The organism is Micromonospora sp. NPDC003816 (assembly GCF_042874705.1).
GTDB lineage: Bacteria > Actinomycetota > Actinomycetes > Mycobacteriales > Micromonosporaceae > Micromonospora.
In genome coordinates this window covers 646,003-663,755 of record NZ_JBIANP010000001.1, presented here as the reverse complement: position 1 = coordinate 663,755, position 17,753 = coordinate 646,003, and the positions used below count along the sequence as shown (strand labels likewise).

General features: G+C 72.4%; 15 protein-coding genes. 1 reads left to right on the top strand and 14 read right to left on the bottom strand.

The features are described from left to right. The 4 genes from ACFYTT_RS02900 to ACFYTT_RS02885 form a co-directional block, all read right to left on the bottom strand. On the bottom strand, window positions 1–2,055 hold the full coding sequence (locus ACFYTT_RS02900) for a dipeptide/oligopeptide/nickel ABC transporter permease/ATP-binding protein (protein WP_387257365.1): 2,055 nt from the start codon (window positions 2,053–2,055) through the stop codon (window positions 1–3). Continuing rightward, window positions 2,052–3,062: an ABC transporter permease gene (locus tag ACFYTT_RS02895; protein ID WP_176092690.1), complete on the bottom strand. Its 1,011-nt coding sequence runs from the start codon at window positions 3,060–3,062 to the stop codon at window positions 2,052–2,054. The genes ACFYTT_RS02900 and ACFYTT_RS02895 overlap by 4 nt, the downstream gene beginning before the upstream one ends. After that, window positions 3,059–4,615: an ABC transporter substrate-binding protein gene (locus tag ACFYTT_RS02890; RefSeq protein WP_387257363.1), complete on the bottom strand. Its 1,557-nt coding sequence runs from the start codon at window positions 4,613–4,615 to the stop codon at window positions 3,059–3,061. Before ACFYTT_RS02890 ends, ACFYTT_RS02895 begins: the two co-directional genes overlap by 4 nt. Before the next feature lie 89 nt (window positions 4,616–4,704). Beyond that, window positions 4,705–5,913, bottom strand: coding sequence for an MFS transporter (locus tag ACFYTT_RS02885; RefSeq protein ID WP_387257362.1), 1,209 nt, complete (start codon window positions 5,911–5,913; stop codon window positions 4,705–4,707). A gap of 154 nt (window positions 5,914–6,067) precedes the next feature. Here ACFYTT_RS02885 and ACFYTT_RS02880 point away from each other — a divergent pair, with 154 nt between their 5' ends. Next, entirely contained in the window at window positions 6,068–6,886 is an 819-nt protein-coding gene (locus ACFYTT_RS02880; protein ID WP_387257360.1) for an MOSC domain-containing protein, read from the top strand. A gap of 65 nt (window positions 6,887–6,951) precedes the next feature. Here the strand turns inward: ACFYTT_RS02880 and ACFYTT_RS02875 are convergent, their stop codons facing one another. From ACFYTT_RS02875 to ACFYTT_RS02830, 10 genes are all read right to left on the bottom strand, one after another. Continuing rightward, window positions 6,952–7,287: a VOC family protein gene (locus tag ACFYTT_RS02875; RefSeq protein WP_387257358.1), complete on the bottom strand. Its 336-nt coding sequence runs from the start codon at window positions 7,285–7,287 to the stop codon at window positions 6,952–6,954. After that, window positions 7,284–8,267, bottom strand: coding sequence for an LLM class flavin-dependent oxidoreductase (locus ACFYTT_RS02870; RefSeq protein ID WP_387257356.1), 984 nt, complete (start codon window positions 8,265–8,267; stop codon window positions 7,284–7,286). Before ACFYTT_RS02870 ends, ACFYTT_RS02875 begins: the two co-directional genes overlap by 4 nt. Before the next feature lie 7 nt (window positions 8,268–8,274). Then, window positions 8,275–9,246: an enoyl-CoA hydratase/isomerase family protein gene (locus ACFYTT_RS02865; protein ID WP_131051572.1), complete on the bottom strand. Its 972-nt coding sequence runs from the start codon at window positions 9,244–9,246 to the stop codon at window positions 8,275–8,277. Window positions 9,247–9,255: 9 nt separating this feature from the next. Continuing rightward, window positions 9,256–10,254, bottom strand: coding sequence for an LLM class flavin-dependent oxidoreductase (locus tag ACFYTT_RS02860; RefSeq protein ID WP_131051571.1), 999 nt, complete (start codon window positions 10,252–10,254; stop codon window positions 9,256–9,258). Then, the gene (locus tag ACFYTT_RS02855; RefSeq protein ID WP_131051570.1) at window positions 10,254–11,801 is read right to left on the bottom strand and encodes a class I adenylate-forming enzyme family protein; all 1,548 of its coding nucleotides are present in this window, start codon (window positions 11,799–11,801) and stop codon (window positions 10,254–10,256) included. The genes ACFYTT_RS02860 and ACFYTT_RS02855 overlap by 1 nt, the downstream gene beginning before the upstream one ends. Continuing rightward, complete coding sequence (locus ACFYTT_RS02850; protein ID WP_387257353.1) at window positions 11,798–12,802, bottom strand: LLM class flavin-dependent oxidoreductase; 1,005 nt, start codon at window positions 12,800–12,802, stop codon at window positions 11,798–11,800. The genes ACFYTT_RS02855 and ACFYTT_RS02850 overlap by 4 nt, the downstream gene beginning before the upstream one ends. Beyond that, window positions 12,799–13,899 (bottom strand): LLM class flavin-dependent oxidoreductase, encoded by a 1,101-nt coding sequence (locus ACFYTT_RS02845; RefSeq protein WP_387257352.1) that lies wholly within the window; start codon window positions 13,897–13,899, stop codon window positions 12,799–12,801. Before ACFYTT_RS02845 ends, ACFYTT_RS02850 begins: the two co-directional genes overlap by 4 nt. A gap of 81 nt (window positions 13,900–13,980) precedes the next feature. After that, window positions 13,981–15,000 (bottom strand): acyl-CoA dehydrogenase family protein, encoded by a 1,020-nt coding sequence (locus tag ACFYTT_RS02840; RefSeq protein ID WP_387257351.1) that lies wholly within the window; start codon window positions 14,998–15,000, stop codon window positions 13,981–13,983. A gap of 13 nt (window positions 15,001–15,013) precedes the next feature. After that, on the bottom strand, window positions 15,014–16,165 hold the full coding sequence (locus ACFYTT_RS02835) for an acyl-CoA dehydrogenase family protein (protein ID WP_357213916.1): 1,152 nt from the start codon (window positions 16,163–16,165) through the stop codon (window positions 15,014–15,016). Window positions 16,166–16,195: 30 nt separating this feature from the next. Next, window positions 16,196–17,743 (bottom strand): AMP-binding protein, encoded by a 1,548-nt coding sequence (locus tag ACFYTT_RS02830; protein WP_387257349.1) that lies wholly within the window; start codon window positions 17,741–17,743, stop codon window positions 16,196–16,198. Window positions 17,744–17,753: the final 10 nt, after the last annotated feature.

The window sequence follows — 17,753 nt, the reverse complement described above, 5'->3', positions numbered from 1 at the left end:
TCAGCCACCGTCCCGTTCACCGGCGGCGGCCGGCAGCTCGGCGCGGCCGGGTGCCCGCAGGCACGCCGACCGGTGCCCGGTCCGTGGGTCCACCGTCACCGGTACGGGTGTCTCGTGGGCGCAGGCGGGCACCGCGATCGGGCACCGTGGCGCGAACGCACAGCCCGGCGCGTCGTCCGGGCCGGCACCGGAGCGCCCCGGCATGGTGCGGAAACGGGTGCCGGGTGCCGCTCCCGCTCGGGGGACGGCGTCGAGCAGACCACGGGTGTACGGGTGGGCGGGGTCACCGGTCACGGCGTCGAGCGGTCCGGACTCGACGATCCGGCCGGCGTAGACGACGGCGACCCGGTCGGCCAGCCGGGTCACCACGGCCAGGTCGTGACTGACGATGATCATGGACATGTCCAGGTCCTCGCGGAGGCGGGCCAGCAGGTCGAGCAGGTGGGACTGCACGGTGACGTCCAGGGCGGAGGTGGGTTCGTCGGCGACCAGCAGGGCGGGTCGCCCGGCGAGGGCGACGGCGATCTGCGCGCGTTGCCGCATCCCACCGGAGAGCTGGTGCGGATGGCGCCGGGCGACGGTGGCCGGGTCGGTCAGGCCCGCCAGGCGCAGCAGGTCTTCGGTGACGCGGCGGGTCGCCGCCCGGCCGCCACCGCGACCGGCGTTGCGGACGGCCTCGTCGACGTGCGCGCCGATGGTCCGCAACGGGTTGAGAGTGGCGAGGCTGTCCTGGAAGACCACGCCCACCCGGCGGCCGTGGAGTCGGCGGCGGGCGGACGGGGCGAGGCCGACGAGGTCGTGGACGTCGGGTCCGATCCGCAGCGTCGCCGAGCCGGAGACGGTCGCGCTCGGGTCCAGCAGGCCGAACGGGGCCAGCGCCGAGGTGGTCTTGCCGCTGCCGCTCTCGCCGACGATCGCCAGGATCTCGCCCCGGGCCACCTCGTAGTCGACTCCCGCGACGACCCGACGCCGCCCGCCGCCGGACGGATAGCTGACCACGAGGTCGCGGACGGACAGCAGGGCGTCGTCCCGCTCGCCGCCGGGCGCGACCCCACCGGGAACGGAAGGACCGCCGGGAGCAGCAGCACCGTCGGGACCGGCAACGTCACCGGGTCCGGAGGCTCCGCCGGATGCCGGAGCCTCGGTGGAAACGGAAGGTCCGCCGGGAGCAGGGGACGCGTCGGCCGACGGCGGACGCGGGATTCGCGGGCGCGTCGGGAGCACCCACCGCAGGATCGAGGGGCGTTCGTCGCCGGCCGCCAGGCGCTCGCCGAGCAGGTTGCTGGCGAGCACGATCGCGGTGATCGCGATGCCCGGCGGGTACGCCAGCCACCAGGCCGAGCCCAGATGCGGTCGCCCCTCGACGAGCATCTGGCCCCACTCGGCGTGCGGGGGCGGGATGCCCAGGCCGAGGAAGCTCAACGTGGCCACGCCGAGCACGATGGCGCCGACGTCGGTGCTGGCGTAGACCAGGCACGGGCCGAGCGCGGGCGGCAGCAGGTGCCGGCCGAGAATGCGGGCGGGTCCGGCGCCGAGCAGCCGCAGGGCGTCCAGGTGTGGGCTGTCGCGCAGACCGGCGACCCGGGCGCGGGCGATGCGGGCGTACGGGGACCAGGCCCACAACGACATCGCGATGACGAGATTCTCCGTGCCCGCACCGCGTACGCCGACGACGGCCAGCGCCACCAGCATGCCGGGCAGCGAGACGGCCATGTCGACGATCCGGGCCACGATCCGGTCGACCCGGCCGCCCAGGTACCCGGCGATCGTGCCGACCACCACGCCGACGGTCACCGAGATCGCCAGGACCGCCGCGGTGACGGTGAGGGAGATCCGCGCGCCGTGCAGGATCCGGCTGAGCTGGTCGCGACCGAGCTGGTCGGTGCCGAGCAGGTGCTCGGTCGACGGGGGCAGCAGGCTCGCGGCCAGGTCGTTGGCGGTCGGGTCGGCCGGAGCGAGCAGCGGCGCCAGCAGTCCGACGACCGCGAACACCAGCAGCGGCAGCGCCACCATCGCGGTCCGCAGGTGTCCGGTGATCCTCGGGAGGCGGCTCATGTCGGCTCTCCCCGGACGGCCGGGACGCGACGGGTCCCGGGTGGGCCGACGGTGCGGCGCGATCGCGGGTCGACGAGCCCCTGCACCACGTCGGCGAGCCGGTTGGCCAGGATGAACCCGCCGCCGAGCAGGAGCGCGCTGGCCTGGAGTGCCGGTACGTCGCGGGCGGCGGCGGCCCGGACGAAGTAGGCGCCGAGGCCGGGCCAGCCGAAGATCTGTTCCACCACGACCGTGCCCACCAGCAGGGTGCCGATGGTGAACCCGGCGACCGACAGGATCGGCCCGGCGGCGTTGGGCAGGCCGTCCCGGAACACGATGGACAGCGGTGAGCTTCCTCGGGCCTGTGCGGCCAGCACGTAGGGCCGGTCGAGCGCCTCGCGCAGCGTCACGGCCACCACCCGGCTGAGGACACCGGCCGCCGGCAGTCCGAGCACCGCCATCGGCATCACCCAGGTCGCCGGGCCCGCCATGCCCGAGGTGGGCACCAGGCCCAGGCGGAGCGCCAGCAGCAGCACGAGCAGGTAGCTGAGCCAGAACGCCGGTACGGAGGTGGCCAGCAGCGCCCCGACGCGCAGAGTGCCGCGCAGTGGGCCGCGACGCAGCACCGCCCCGGCGACACCGACCACCACCCCCACCGTCAGGGCGACCACGGTGGAGCCGGCCACCAGGCCGAGGGTCACGCCGATCCGGTCGGCGATCTCGGGTCCGATCGGTGTGTCGGTGCGCAGCGACACACCGAAGTCTCCGGTGACGGCGTCGCGCAGCCACCGCGCGTACCGCACCGGAGCCGGGGCGTCCATGCCCAGTTCGACGCGGACGGCCTCGACCTGTTCGGGGGTGGCCGGGCGGCCGGCCCGGGTCGCCGCGAGCATCGCCGCCGCGTCGCCCCGGGCCAGCAGGACGAGGGCGAAGGTGCCGGCGGAGAGCGCGAGGAGTACGCCGACGGTGTCGACGGTCCACCGTGCGACCCGACCGCCGACGCGGCGCAGCCACCCGGCCCCGGTCACCCGAGGGTGACCCCGGTCAGTTCGAGGTCCACGTCGCTGGGCGGCACGGCGAAGCCCTGCACCCGGTCGCGTACCGCCCACAGGCGCGGCCGGTACGCCAGCGGCACGAACCCGACGTCGGCGGCGACCGCGTCGTACAGGTTCTGGTGGGCCGCCGCGCGGGACGCGGGGTCGCGGGCGTACAGCGCCTTGTCCACCAGGTCCTCGGTCTGCGGGGTGACCCACAGCGGGGCCCTCGCACCGCTGGTGAACAGCGACACGATCGAGCTGGACGGGTCGTACGGTGCGCCGAGGGTCTCGAAGAACGTCAGGTCGTAGCGGCCCTCGGCCCGCTCGTCGTAGTAGGTGGCGGCGTCGACCGGGGCGATCTCCACGGTGATGCCCACCTCGGTGAGGGCGGCGGCGATCGCCGAGGCCATGGTGCGGGGGTCGAGTTGGCCCTCGGCGGGGGTGGCGGGGACGAGCAGCCGCAGGGCGAGCGGCGTGCCGTTCTTGGCGCGGGTGTCGCCGTCGCGGGCGTATCCGGCGGCGTCCAGGACCCGGTTCGCCGCCGCCCGGTCGAATCCGATCGGCAGGTCGGTGCCGGAGTCCGGCACGTCGGGCGGGAACACCCGCCGGGCCGGCTCGGCATAGTCCAGCAGCAGTGTCCTCGCCAGGGAGGTGGTGTCGACGGCCCGGCTCACGGCCTCCCGGACGGCCCGGTCGCCGGCCGGACCGTCCGGGTTGAACCCGAGCATGATGGAGACGTCCGGCGCGCCGGTGAGCAGCGTGACGTCGTCGCGTTCACCGAGGGCCCTGGCCTCGATCGGGGTGATCGGCGCGAGGTAGGCGCCGCCGATCAGGTCGATCTCGCCGTTGGTGAGGGCGTCGGCGCGCGCCTGGGAGTCCGGGATGACGCGGAACTCCAGCCGCTCCACCTCGGGTCGGCTGCCCCAGTAGTCGTCGTTGCGGGTCAGCACCGCACCGGTGGCGCTGGTCGAGTCCAGTTTCCACGCGCCGGTGCCGACCGGCTGCCCGAACGTGCCGTCGGCGGCCACCGACGCCGGGCTGAGCAGCCGGACGGGACGGACGATCGACAGTTCCTGGAGCAGTGGCTCGTACGGTTCGGCCAGGGTGAGACGGACGGTGTCCGGGTCGGGGGCCTCGACCGTGGTGATCACCCGGGACGCGCGGAAGAAGGAGAACCGTTCGTTGCCCACCCAGCGGTCGAAGTTCCACTTGACGGCGGCGGCGTCGACCGGCGTGCCGTCGGTGAAGCGGACGCCGTCGCGCAGGTCGAACGTGACCTGCCGGCCGTCCTCGGCGACGGTCCAGGACTGCGCCAGCCCCGGTTCCAACGCTCCGTCCCGGCCGTAGGTCACCAGCGGCTCGTAGAGGGCGTCGAGCAGCAGGAAGTTGCCGGTGAACGCGTGCGGGTCCAGCGCGCCGGACTCGGCGCTCAGCGCGATGCGCAGGGTGGTCGACGAGGCGGTGTCGTCGGCACCGGCACCGCAGGCGCTGGTCAGCGCCAGCGAAACAGCGAGGGCGGCAACGAGCGGACGGGGTCGCGGCACGAGTTCTCCCGGGGTGCGTCAGCCGGCGGCATTGCGGTGGCCGCTCGATAGGTCTAGTCGGCGAGGCGGCGTACCTGGTTCCCGCGACGTCACCGTGGACCGGCGGCTCGGGACCCGGCCGTCGCGTCCCGGCGACTCCGGACCAGCGCGCGTCCGCCCAGCAGGAGCGGCGGAAGCAGTACGCACTGGGCCGCCACCGCCAGCCAGAACCCCGGCAGCAGCCCGGCCGCCTCGAAGGCCCCGTACGCGTTGCCGCCGACCACCCCGCTGAGGAAGGAGCCGACGCCGACGGCCAGCCGCTGCTGCCCGAAGACCACCGTGGCGGACCGGCGCGACCGGGCCAGCGCCTCCAGGTCGTTCTTGAGGAACAGCACGGCGTTGCCGAGGCTGATCACGGTCACCCCGACCAGGAGGCTCGACCAGTGGCCGGCGGCGAAGGCGACCATCCCGACCGCCAGGCAGCCGAAGCCGACGGCCATCGCCGGCCGGTACGCCATCCGCCCGACCCGCTCGGCCACCAGTGGCTGGGCGAGGGCCAGGCCGAGGGAGTACCCCATCATGGCGGCCCCGAAGACCAGGGTGGCCACCCGTCCCTGCGCATAGCTGGAGAGGTACTGATAGAACTGCATGTAGAGATAGATGGAGAGCGCGGTCACGGCGAACGGCAACACCGCCACACCGGACAGCACCCGCCGGAACGGCTCCACCGGCACGGTCGGTGCACCCGACGGCTCGCGGGGCAGGAACAGGTGCCCGAGCGCCAGACCGGCGTAGAGCGCCGTGACGACGGTGAACATCGCCCCGGGGTACCGGATGAGCAGTGCTCCGACCACCGGTCCGAGGGCGATGCCGAGGTTCCCGGCGGCGTTGCCGGCGGAGACCAGGCGGGGCCGCGCCTCCGGGCCGACACCGTGCACCAGATATCCCCGGTACGCCGGTGAGTAGAGCGCGCCGCCGGCCGAGATCAGCACCAGACCGGCGACGGTGAGCCCCGGCCGCCCCTCCCCCGCCAGGAACCCGCATCCGCCCAGCGTGTACAGCACCGTCGCGCCGCGCAGGCACCGTTGCAGGCCGATCCGCTCGGCCAGTGCGGCGGTGACCGGTGCGCTGGCGAACTGCACCAGGGTCGCCACCCCGAGCAGTACGCCGATCTGCCCCATGCCCAGACCCATCCGCTCGCGCAGCAGCACCGCGAGGTACGGATAGATCGAGAACGAGCCGACGTTGACCAGCAGGCCGCTCGCCAGCACCGCCCACTGCGCGCCGCTGAAGGACCGCGCCGCCCCGCTCCCGGGCATCCCGCTCCCCCGCCTTCGCCGTCCGGCACCGCAACCGCTGTCGATCGCCTCCACGTACCGCGTCGTCCGACAGGCCGGTCGAGTTCCCGGCGTTCCGTCCGGTGACAGTTAACCTCGGACGGTCCAGGTTGGTGGGAACGCAAGGAAGGCAGCGATGCCGAAGGTCGTCGCGCTGCGGCGCTATCCGCTCAAGAGCGCACGGGCCGAGATCCTGCCGGAGGTCGACGTCGAACCGGCCGGCCTGCGGGGTGACCGGGTGTGGGCGTGCGTCGACGGACAGGACGCGACCATCGGCAGCGCCAAACACCCGCGACGGTGGGGACGCCTGCTCGACGTCGGTGCGACGCTGCGCGACGGCGATCCCGAACCGACGCTGACCCTGCGCGTCGACGGCCACGAGGTGCGGGCCGGGACCGCCGAGGCGGAGACGGTGCTCGGTCATCATCTCGGCCGCCCGGTGCGACTGATCCGGGAGGTGCCGTCCGACCCGAGGCTGCACCGGACCCTGCCGCAGGACGCGGGCCTGGTGCCGCAGTGGATGGACGACGTACCTCCCGGCCAGGACACCGTCACGGCGCTCGCCGGAGCACAGCCTGGTGGACGCTTCGTCGACTTCGGTGCCGTACACCTGGTGACCACCGGCGCGTTGTCTGCGCTGGGCGCACGGACCGGCGGAGCCGGCGCGGCGGCGGCCCGTTTCCGGCCGAACCTGGTGCTCGACGCGCCTGGTGATCCCGAGCCGGGTCAGGAACTGCGACTCGGTGACGTCCTGCTCCGGGTGGTCGTACCCACGCCCCGGTGCGTCGTCCCCGGGCTCGCCCAGGCGGACGTACCCGCCGATCGCGGCGTCCTGAGCGCGCTGGCCCGGCACTACCGCGTCCCGGTGGCCGGGTTGGGCCAGGCGGCCTGCTTCGGTGTCTACGCCGAGGTGGTCGAGCCGGGGCGACTACGCACCGGCCAGCACGTGCACTGACCAGCGCATCGCCGCAAGGGTGGTCAGCGGCCGGTCTGTGCCGCGCGGGCTCCGGTGGACGGCGGTCAGCCGAGGCGCTGGTAGACGACGAGCGGGTTGCCGCCCGGGTCGACGACGACCGCCCGTCGCTCGTGCGGGCCCACCACGACGTCGCCCGCCGTGCCGCCTGCGGCCGTCACCTGCGCGAGGCAGGCGTCCAGGTCGTCGACCTGGATACTGAGCAGGGTCCGGCCGGCGACGGGTTGCTGTGACGCGTCGGCCAGTCCCACGGTCACCGTGCCGTCGGTGAGCGCGGCGTACCGGTCGCCGTCCCGGAAGCGGACGGTCAGCCCGAGACGGGTGTAGAAGTCGAGCTGGGCGTCCAGCTCGTCGGCGGGAACGATCACGTGTCCGATCTTCATCTGCGGAACCTCGGCATGACCTCGCGGGCGAAACGTTCGACGATCCGCATCGAGTCCTCGATGGGCTGGCCGAGCCACTGCGCGCGGAAGACGAAGTGGTTGAATCCGGCGTCGGCGAAGTCCTGCACCTTCGCGGCGATGTCGTCGGGGGAACCGAAGAAGAGTGCCCGCTCCTTGATGGCCTCCCACTGGGATTCGAAGAAGTCCATGCCGTACTGCACGTACTCGCCGTAGGAGCGGCGGACCGCGTCACCGGCGAGGGCGTACGCGTCGTCGAAGGAGTCGGCGACGCAGAGGTCACGGTGGATCGGGAAGACCGCGCCCTCCTCGCTGAAGCCGGCCGCCCGGCGCTGTTCGCGGTAGTCGGCGAGGTTGCCGACGGCCCAGTTGCGCCGGACGTTGGACGGGGCCAGCCAGGGCAGTCCCTGACGGGCGATCCGGGCGATGCCGGTGGGGCCGTTGGCACCGACCCAGACCGGCGGGTGCGGCTGCTGGACGGGCAGCACGCTGCACCGTACGCCGTCGAGGGTGAAGTGCCGGCCCTCGTGGTGGACGGTCTCGCCGGTCCAGAGCCGCTGCATCACCGCGAGCGCCTCGTTCATCCGGGAGACCCGGGTGCGCCGGTCGATGCCGAACGAGTCGAACTCCACCTCCCGGTAGCCGGCGCCGATGCCCAGGACGAACCGACCACCGGACATCTGGTCGATGGTGGCGATCTCCTCGGCCCAGTGCACCGGGTGCCCGAGCGGCAGGATGAGGATGCCGGTGCCCAGCTCCATCGTGCCGGAGTGGTCGATCAGCCGGCTCAGCAGCGGCAACGGCTGCGGGGTCCGCAGCGACGACAGGTAGTGGTGGATGCCGTAGACCGAGTCGTAGCCCAGGTCGCGGATGTGCTGGACGTACTCGACGGTCTCGCCGAGGCGTCGACCCAGGTCGTCGTCGTACGCGTACTGGTGGTCGAGCAGGACGCCGAACTTCATCGTGCGCCTACTTCTCGCGGGCCCGGGAGTCGCTGAGCCGGAAGTACGGCGCGACGAGCCGGTCCCGGTCGGCCAGCGCCTGCGCGATGCCCTTCTCCCGCCGCTCCTTGAGGAAGTTCCAGTCGCCGTCGGCGAAGCTGACGTTGGTGGCCCAGCCGTGGCCGACCCACCCGGTCATCGCGCCCAGGCCCTTGCCCCGGGCCTCCATCACCACCTGCATCATCGACTTGCCCATCATCAGCGAGTCCAGCGGCATGACGGCGATCGCGTCGGCGTAGTCGTCCACCCACCGCGACAGTTCCTCGCGCTCGACGACCTTGGTGACCAGGCCCTTGCGTTCGCCCTCCTCGGCGCCGATGGCCCGCATGGTCAGCATGACGTCCTTCATCGTCGTCAGGCCGACCTTCTCGATCCAGTGGTACATGTCCTGCGGGGCCGGGCCGAGGTAGCGGAACGCCGGGTGGGTGAAGCGGGCGTCGGGGCTGGCGATGACGATGTCGGCGGAGAGCGCGATCTGGAAGTGCCCGCCGTAGCAGTAGCCCTGCACCTGGCAGATGGTGGCCTTCAACGACTCGATGATGGGCCGGGTGAAGCCGGAGCTGAGCACGTTGCGGTCGGGCAGGATGCGCTGCCGCTGCGCCGGGCGGCGGCGGGACGCCTTGTCGGTGCCGGTCTTGTAGCCGATGTAGTGGCCGAGTTCGGCGGCGTCGGCGCCGGTGCCGAAGTGGTCGCCCTCCCCCTTGAACACGATGACCTTCACCCGGTCGTCGGTCTCCGCCTCGCGGACCAGGTCACCGACGCGTTCGAAGGCGGCGACGGGGATGGCGTTGAGCCGGTCGGGGCGGTCGAAGGTGATCGTCGCGACGGACCGCTCCTCGTCCACGTCGTACCGGACGTACGTCGCGAGGACCTCGGGGTCGACCTCCATGTTCTCGACGTCCCACTGGTCTGCCAGCAGCTCGGCTTCGGTCTTCTTCACGGCGGTTCCTTAGGGTCGGCTGGTGCGGAAGGCGGGGAACACCTCGGTGGCGAACAGTCGCAGCGAGGCGCGCAGTCGCTCGGTCGGCATGCCGAGCCATCCGGGACGGAAGATGAGATGGTCGAAGCCGAGGTCCCGCAGGGCGGAGATGCGTTCGATCAGGAACTCCGGCGAGCCCAGCAGGAGGGTGTTGCGGACCAGGTCGTCGAAGCGGTCGCGCTGCCAGCGCAGCGCCGGGTACTCGGCGTAGGTGGAGTACTCCCGCCGGGCGTGCGGCAGGGCCTCCTCGACTGCCTGTTCGGTGGTGGGCGCGCAGTACAGTTCGACGCCGACCGGGCGCTGCACGGTGGCGGGGTCGCGGCCGTACTCGGCCAGCGCCTCGTTGTAGACGGCGAGGTGCTCGGGCAGGAACCGGCGGCTCGGTGAGTTGCCCGGCGCGTACCAGGCGTCGCCGAGGCGGGCGGCGCGGCGGACGGCCTTGCGACCGCCCGCGCCGATCCAGATCGGCGGGCCGCCCGGGGTCAGCGGTCGGATGCCGATGGTGGCGTCGACCTGCGGATAGAACTCGCCGTCGTGGGTGACCGGCGTGCCGCCCCAGAGGGCCCGGATCAGTCGCAGGCTCTCGTCGAAGCGGCGGAACCGGGCCTGCGGGTCCAGGCCGAAGGCGGCGAACTCGTTCTCCCGGTAGCCGGCGCCGACACCGAGGACCACCCGTCCACCGGAGAGGTGGTCCAGGGTCGCGAACTCCTCGGCGACGTGCACCGGATGGAACATCGGCAGCAGCAGGATGCCGGTGCCGAGGGTCATCTCACCGGAGCGCGGGATCAGGCTGGCCAGCATCGAGATGGGCTGCGGGGTGGCCAGGTTGGACTGGAAGTGGTTGATCGTCCAGACCGAGTCGTAGCCGAGTTCGGCGGCGAGTTCCACGGTGCCGAACAGGTCGCTCAGGTGCCGGCCGAGGTCGTCGCCGTGCGGATACTGGTGCGACGCCATGATGCCGAACTTCATCAGCTCCGACCTCCCTCGGCGGCGGGTGCCGCGACCCGACTGGTCTTGCCGGTGGTGCTGCGTTCCAGGGCGGGTACGAACTCGACGCGTCGGGGTGCCTTGAAGTGGGCGAGCCGGTCGCGGGCGAACGCGACGATGCCGTCGGCGAGGACCGCGTCGGGGATCGAGTCGTCGGTCCGGCGGACCACGAGGGCCACCGGGATCTCGCCCAGCCGGTCGTCGGGGCGACCGAGCACCCGGACGTCGTCGACCAGCGGGTGTTCGCGGAGTTCGTCCTCGATCTCCTCGGGCCACACCTGGAAGCCGCCGCACTTGATCATGTCTCGCTTCCGGCCGACCAGGAACAGCACGCCGTCGTCGTCGACGTAGCCGATGTCGCCGGTGTGCACCCAGCCGTCGCGGACCAGTTCGAGGGAGGCGGCCGGGTCGTCGACGTACCCCTTGGTCAACGCGGAGCGGACCACCACCTCGCCCTCCGCGCCGACCGGCAGCGCGGTGCCGGTCTCGTCGCGGATCTCCAGCTCCACCCCGGGATAGACCCGGCCGGCCGAGCCGGGCTTCCACCGACCGGCCTTCATGTCCCGGCCGTTCCACCCGGCGATGTGCCCGGCCTCGGTGGACCCGTAGTTGACCAGGATGGGTACGTGGTAGCGCTGCTCGAAGGCCCGCCGGACCGGCCAGGAGATGGCCTGTCCGGCGACCAGGACCGACTTCACGCCCTCGAACGGCAGGTCCCGTTCGGTGTGCACGATGTCGAAGACCATGGTGGGCAGGAAGAAGAAGTTGTCGAAGGCGAATCGTCGCATCAGTCCGTCGAGCCGGTCGACGCCGAAGCGTTCCCAGACCACCGCGGCCCGGCCGACGAAGTACGCGAAGAGCAGCGAGTGCTGGCCGCCGCTGTGGAACAGCGGCAGGGCGATCAGGTTGGGCTTCGCGTCGGTCGCGGCGCTGCCCTCGGCGTCGGTGCCGGTGGCCACCCGCGCCATCCGCATCAGCGACTCCCGTGAGCCGCCGTGGGTCACGCTGACCGCCTTGGGCCGGCCGGTGGTGCCGCCGGTGAACAGGATGCACGCCTCCGCGTCCGGTGCGACGTCGACGGCGGGTACCCGCGTCGGGCGTCGCCACGGCAGCGCCGGCGCCCCGGCGACCGGTTCGCTGACCGAGCGGACCGGCAGGTCGGTGCCGGCCAGGAACTCGGCGACGACCTCGGGCCGGCGGTCGTCGACGAGCAGCAGGCGCGGGGTGGTCTTGGCGACCGACTCGGCGAGTTCGGCGGCGTTGTAGAGGCTGCTGACCGTCACCGGCACCGCGCCGATCTTCCAGGCGCCGAAGAGGAAGAACACGACCTCGGGGCCGTTGGTCAGATAGCAGGCGACCCGGTCACCGGCGCCGACGCCCTCGGCGCGCAGTGCGGCGGCGACGCCCCCGGCCAGCAGGTCGATCTCGTCGAAGGTCCACGACCGGCCGTCCTCGCCGTGCAGGCCCGGCACGTCGCCCCGGTCGGTGCCGCGCCCGTGCAGGATCAGGGCGAGATTCGCGCCGCTCATCGCGTCGACTCCTCGGTGCTCGGGGTGGCGACCCGGCTGACGACCTCGGCGCCGAATCGGGCGAGCTGGTCCATCGCCTCCTCCTGACTGGCGCCGACGAACTGGTGCCGCAGGGACACCTCGGTGATGCCGAGGTCGTTCTCCCAGCGGCGGAGCTTGTCGACGATCTCGTCGGCCGACCCGACCAGACAGTCCTGGGCCAGGTAGCGGTCCAGGTCCAGCGACTGGGCCTCGTCCCACGACTTGTAGCCCGCGTACTGGCGTTGCAGGTGCGGGCGGACCGCCGCGACGGCGCTGCGGTAGCTGTCGCCGATGAACGCCTCGCGGCTCATCGGGTACTCGCGGACCGGGTCGAGGCCCCGTTCGGCGAGTTCGGCGCGGTAGACGCCGAGGAGTCGGGCGAGTTCGGCGTCGTCGCCCTTGGGGCCGATGAGCCAGGGGGCGTCGAGCCGGGCCGCGCGTCGGATGGCGGGTTCGGCGAACGCGCCGATCCAGATCGGCGGGCCGCCGGGCTGCACCGGGCGCAGCGGCAGGCTGGCCTGCGGCACCTCGCCCCAACTGCCGGCGGCGTCGATCGTCTCGCCGCGCCACAGGGCGCGCAGGAGCGGGACGTACTCGCGCAGGCGGCGCAGCCGGTCCTCCCACGCCACGCCGAAGGCGGTGGTCTCCCGGCGTCGGTAGCCGGCGCCGATGCCGACGGTCAGCCGACCACGGGTCAGCACGTCGAGGGAGGCGAGGTCCTCGGCGAGGGCGATCGGGTTCAGCAGGGGCGCCAGCAGGACGCCGAAGCCGATACGGATGCGGTTGGTGGCGTGTCCCAGGTGACCGGCGAGCGGGATCGGCTGCACGAACGCCGACCGGGCCAGGTAGTGGTGTCCGAGGTAGACGCCGTGGAAGCCGGCAGCTTCGGCGGCGGCGGCCTGGGCGAGGACGCCGTCGATGCCCTCGGTGGGCGACGCCGCCGGGTCGAACTGGGCGCTGAGGAAGCAGCTGATCCTCACCCGACGACCGCCTCGGCGGCGGCGGGCGCACTCACCGTGTCGTCCTTCGCGGCGGTGGCGCGGAAGTGCGGGATGACCTTCGCGGCGAACTCCTCCATCGACTTGAGCGCGGCCTTGCGGTCCAGCGACGGGATCCGCAGCCAGCCGATGTAGTGGTTGATGCCGAGCTGTTCGCGCAGCATCTCGATGGTCTCGATGACACGGTCGGCGGAGCCGAAGTTGCCGCCGTGGGTCAGGGTCTGCTCCAGCGTCAGCAGCTCGATGTTCTTGGCGACCGCCGCGTAGTAGGCGCGCTCCTTGTCGATGGCCTCCTCCGAGCCGGGGATGACCTTGCCGACGGACTTGTAGTAGTTGAGGGCGGCCTGGGCTGCCGCGCGCAGTCCCTCGCTGCTGTCACCGCACCAGACCTGCTGCATGAAGGGCAGGTCGTAGGTGCTGATGTCGAATCCGTTCTCCCGCATGCTCTGCCGGTAGAGGTCGAAGTTGCGTTGCATCACGCCCAACGGGGTGAAGTTCGGCGAGGTGATGATCGACTCGCCGAGGGCGCCGCGTTCGCGGAAGCTGTCCGGGGAGACGGTGCCCTGGAGGATGGGCGGACCACCGGGGGTGTACGGCCGGGGGTAGGTCGTGACGTTGTCGTACTGGAAGATCTTGCCGTGGTAGGAGAAGTTCTCCTGCGACAACGCGAGCCGCAGCACCTCCAGCGTCTCCTGGTAGCGCTGCTTCGACTCCTCCAGCGGGATGCCGAAGCCGGCGAACTCGGCGGGCTGGTAGCCACGGCCGACGCCGATGGAGACCCGGCCTCCACTGAGTACGTCGAGGGCGGCGATGTCCTCGGCCAGCCGCAGCGGGTGGTGCAGCGGCAGCACGAGGACTGCGGTGCCGATGGTGATCTGTCGGGTCCGCTCGGCGACGGCCATGCCGAAGTTCACCGGGCTGCCGAGGATGCCGTACTTCGAGAAGTGGTGCTCGGCCAGCCAGATCGAGTCGAACCCGAGCTCGTCGGCCAGCTGGATCTCGTCGAGGGTCTCTCGCAGCACCTGGTGATCGGATGTGCCGTCACTCACCGGGAACAGGTTCATGATTCCGAACTTCACGGCTTCTCCTCGTTTATTCCGACCAGCCGGTATGTTACCGCTGTGGTCGTCGACCTGCAAGGGTTTCGCAGGTCAGCGGGGTTACGACGAACGTCGAGAGGCGATGCGCAACTCGCCGGCACGGCGGCGGTGCCAGGAGCCGCGACCGAATCGGGCGTCGAGCACCAGGGCTCGGCGCAGGAACAGGTGCGGCACCGCCTCCATCGTGATGCCCATGCCGCCGTGCACCTGGATGCACCGCTCGGCGGCGAACACCGCCGCCGCCCCGGCCGCCGCCTTGGCCGCGTGCACCTGAATCTCCGCGTCCGGGCGTCCGTTGTCGACCGCCCAGGCGGCGTAGAGGGTCAGGTCCCAGGCGGCCTTGCGGGCCGTGGCGGCCTCGGCGAGCTGGAAGGCGACGCCCTGGAACGAGCCGATCACCCGACCGAACTGCTGACGGGTACGCGCCTGCTCGGCGGCCAGCTCGATGGCGCCCTGGGCGACACCGCAGAGTTCGGCGGCGACCACCAGCGTGGCGCGGGCCGCCCCGGTGCCGGCCGGCACGATCTCCTGCGGATCGGGCAGCGTGACGTCCGACAGCGGCACCGACGGGTCGACCGACTCGCGCGCGGTCACCTCGACCGGCACGCTGGTCCACACGCCCTCGGCGGCGCCCAGGGCGACCACCGCGTCCGCCTGTGCCGCGTACGGCACCAGAGTGCGGACCGCCGAGCGGGGCGACACCTGGTCCGCCCGCGCGGTGGCCCCCGGCACGTCCACCGCCGGGGTCAGCACCCGGCTGCCGTCGAGCACCTCGTCCGGCAGCGACGTACCGTGCCCGCTGCCGCAGAGCAGTTGCACCGCCGCCGCGTGCGCCGGGAACCGGCTCGCGACGAGCCGTTCGCCGAGCGCCTCGACGGCGACGAGCAGGTCGATCAGGCTCGACCCGATGCCGCCGACCTGCTCCGGCACCCCGAGGAGCCCGAAGTCGCGCAACAGCGTCACGTCACCGGTGGGGGCCTGCCAGTGCGTCGGCAGCCCGCCGGTGGCGCGTTCCGCGTCGGCCAGCGCGCCGACGGTCTTGGCGATGTCCTGCTGTTCCTGGGTGAATGTTGCCCGCACGCGATGACTCCGCTCAGCGTGAGCGGGGCAGGTTCAGCACCCGCTCCGCCAGGATCGATTTCTGGACCTCCTCCGTGCCGCCCTCGATGGTGTGGGCGCGGGCACGCAGGTAGCGGCGCATCCGGGCGGCGGCGCCGTCGCCGTCGAGCAACACCCCGCCCCCGTCGTCGAGGTGCACGGCGAGCCGGTTGGCACGCTGCACCACCCCGGCCCAGAGGCTCTTGAGGGCCGAGGTCTCCGGTCCGGGCACTCCCCCGGCGCGGCTCTCGCCGAGCATCCGCATCGACCCGATCCGCACCGCCTCGGCGTCGCACTGCAACGCGCCGACCGCGTCGACGAAGGCACTGTCGTCGGCCACCCCGCGCGCGATGCCGAGGTCGACGACCCGGTCCACCGCCTGGCGGGCCCACACCCAGAGGTTCAGCGCCATGCTGCCGCGCTCGAAGGCGAGCGTGGTCAGGGCCACCCGCCAGCCGTTGCCGACCCCGCCGAGCACGTCGGCGTCGGGGACGAAGACGTCGTCGAGGAACATCTCGTTGAACTCGGTGTCCCCGTTGATCATCGTCAGCGGCCGGACGGTGAACCCGTCCATCGGGGCGAGGAAGTAGGTGATCCCCTGGTGCTTGGGCGCGTCGGCGTCGGTGCGGGCGAGCAGCAGGCACCGGGAGGCGTTGTGCGCGTTCGACGTCCAGATCTTGGCGCCGTTGACCAGCCAGCCGCCGTCCACCTTCGTGGCGGCGGTCCGCAGACCGGCCAGGTCGGATCCGGCGCCGGGCTCGCTGAAGCCCTGACACCAGTACTCCTCGCCGCGCAGGATGCCGGGCAGGTGCCGGGCCTGCTGCTCGTCGGTGCCGTGCGCGATGACGGTCGGTCCGGCGAGCATCATGCCGACCCCGTTGAGCGGGTACGGCGCCCCGCGTACCGCGGCCTCCTCGTTGAAGATGGCCTGGGCCAGCGAGTCCAGACCCCGGCCACCGTGCGCGACCGGCCACGACAGCCCGGCCCAGTTGCCGGCGCAGAGCCGGTCCTGCCAGACCCGCGACCAGTTCTCGCGCTCGTCCTGCGACAACTCCTCCTGGTCGGGGACGTCGCTCAGCGCCTCGTCCAACCAGGCGCCGACCTCACGCCGGAACGCCAGGTCGGACGCGCTGTCATCGAAGTCCATCCGCCCCTCCCCTCGTGTCGTACCGTCCGGTCACGCCGTCACCTCGCGGGTACGCCGCAGCCGGGCCTTGTAGAGCTTGCCGTTCGGATCGCGCGGCAGCGCGTCGCGCACCAGGTAGGACACCGGGCGCTTCGGCTTGGCCAGGCGGTCGGCGAGGTAGCGGCGCAGCCCGTCGACGGCGGCGTCGCCCTCGGGCGCGTCGTCGCGCAGGACGACGTGCGCCTGCGGCACCTCGCCGAACTCCGGGTCGGGTACGCCGATCACCCCGGCGTCGGCGACCCACTCGTGGGCCAGCAGCGCCGCCTCGATCTCGGCCGGGTAGACGTTCACGCCGCCGACCAGGATCAGCTCCGACGCCCGGCCGGTGATGTAGAGGAACCCGTCGGCGTCGACGTGGCCGACGTCCCAGACGGTCATCAGGCCGTCGCGGCGGGAGCCCTCGGTCTTGCCGGGATCGTTGTGGTACTCGACCCGGTCGTTGCCCTGCCGCATGTACACGATGCCGGTCTGCCCCACCGGCACCTCCTCGCCCTGCTCGTCGAGGATCCGCAGGGTGGAGATGGACGCCGGGCGGCCGACCGTGCCGGGGTGCGCGAGCCACTCGTGCGGGCGGGCGATCGTGGTGCCGACCTCGGTGGAGCCGTAGTACTCGTAGACCACCGGGCCGAACCAGTCCAGGATCCGCTGCTTGACCTCCAGCGGGCAGGGTGCCGCGCCGTGCAGCACGTAGCGCAGCGAGGAGACGTCGTAGTCGGCGCGTACCGACTCGGGCAGTTGCAGCAGCCGGTAGAAGTGCGTCGGCACCATGCTCGTGCCGGAGACCCGCTGCTCCTGGACGCGCCGCAGGAAGCCCTCCGGCGTCCAGCCGTCCATCAGCACCATCGTGCCGCCGGCGTGCAGCGCGCCCATCGCCGGGGTGATGTTGGCGGAGTGGTACATCGGCGCGGAGACCAGCCAGGACGCGAAGGCCGGGCGTTCCATGCCGAACTCGGCGAACAGCCACCGGTAGGTCAGCGCCCCGGCGTCGGCGTCGATGCCGCTCAGCGGGCGCTTGACGCCCTTGGGGCGGCCGGTGGTGCCCGAGGTGTACATCATCAGCGAACCCGCCGGGACCTGTTCCGGACTCACCGCCGGCATGTCGGCGGTGAGCGCCGACAGCGGCTGCGCCCGGTCGGTCTGCGGGGTGCCGTCGACGAAGACCTGGATGCCGGGTGCGGCCTCGGCGGCGGAGACGACGACCTGCTCGACGCGCGCCGAACCGACCACCACCTTGGCGCCGCTGTCGGCCAGGACGTACGCGATCTCCGGCTCGGTGAGGTGGTAGTTGAGCGTGACCAGGTACAGGCCGGACTGCATCGCCGCGAGGTACATCGCGATCATGCCGGCGCTGTTGGTCATGACCGCGGCCACCGTGTCGCCGACCTGGAGCCCGGCCCGGGTACGCAGACCGTGCGAGATCCGGTTCACCTCGGCGAACAGTTCCCCGTAGGAGATCCGGCGGTCGTCGGGGGTGACCACCGCGCACAGGTCGGGTGCTGCGGTCGCCCACAGCCGAAAGCCGGTCCGCTCCTCGCTCATCGGACTCCTT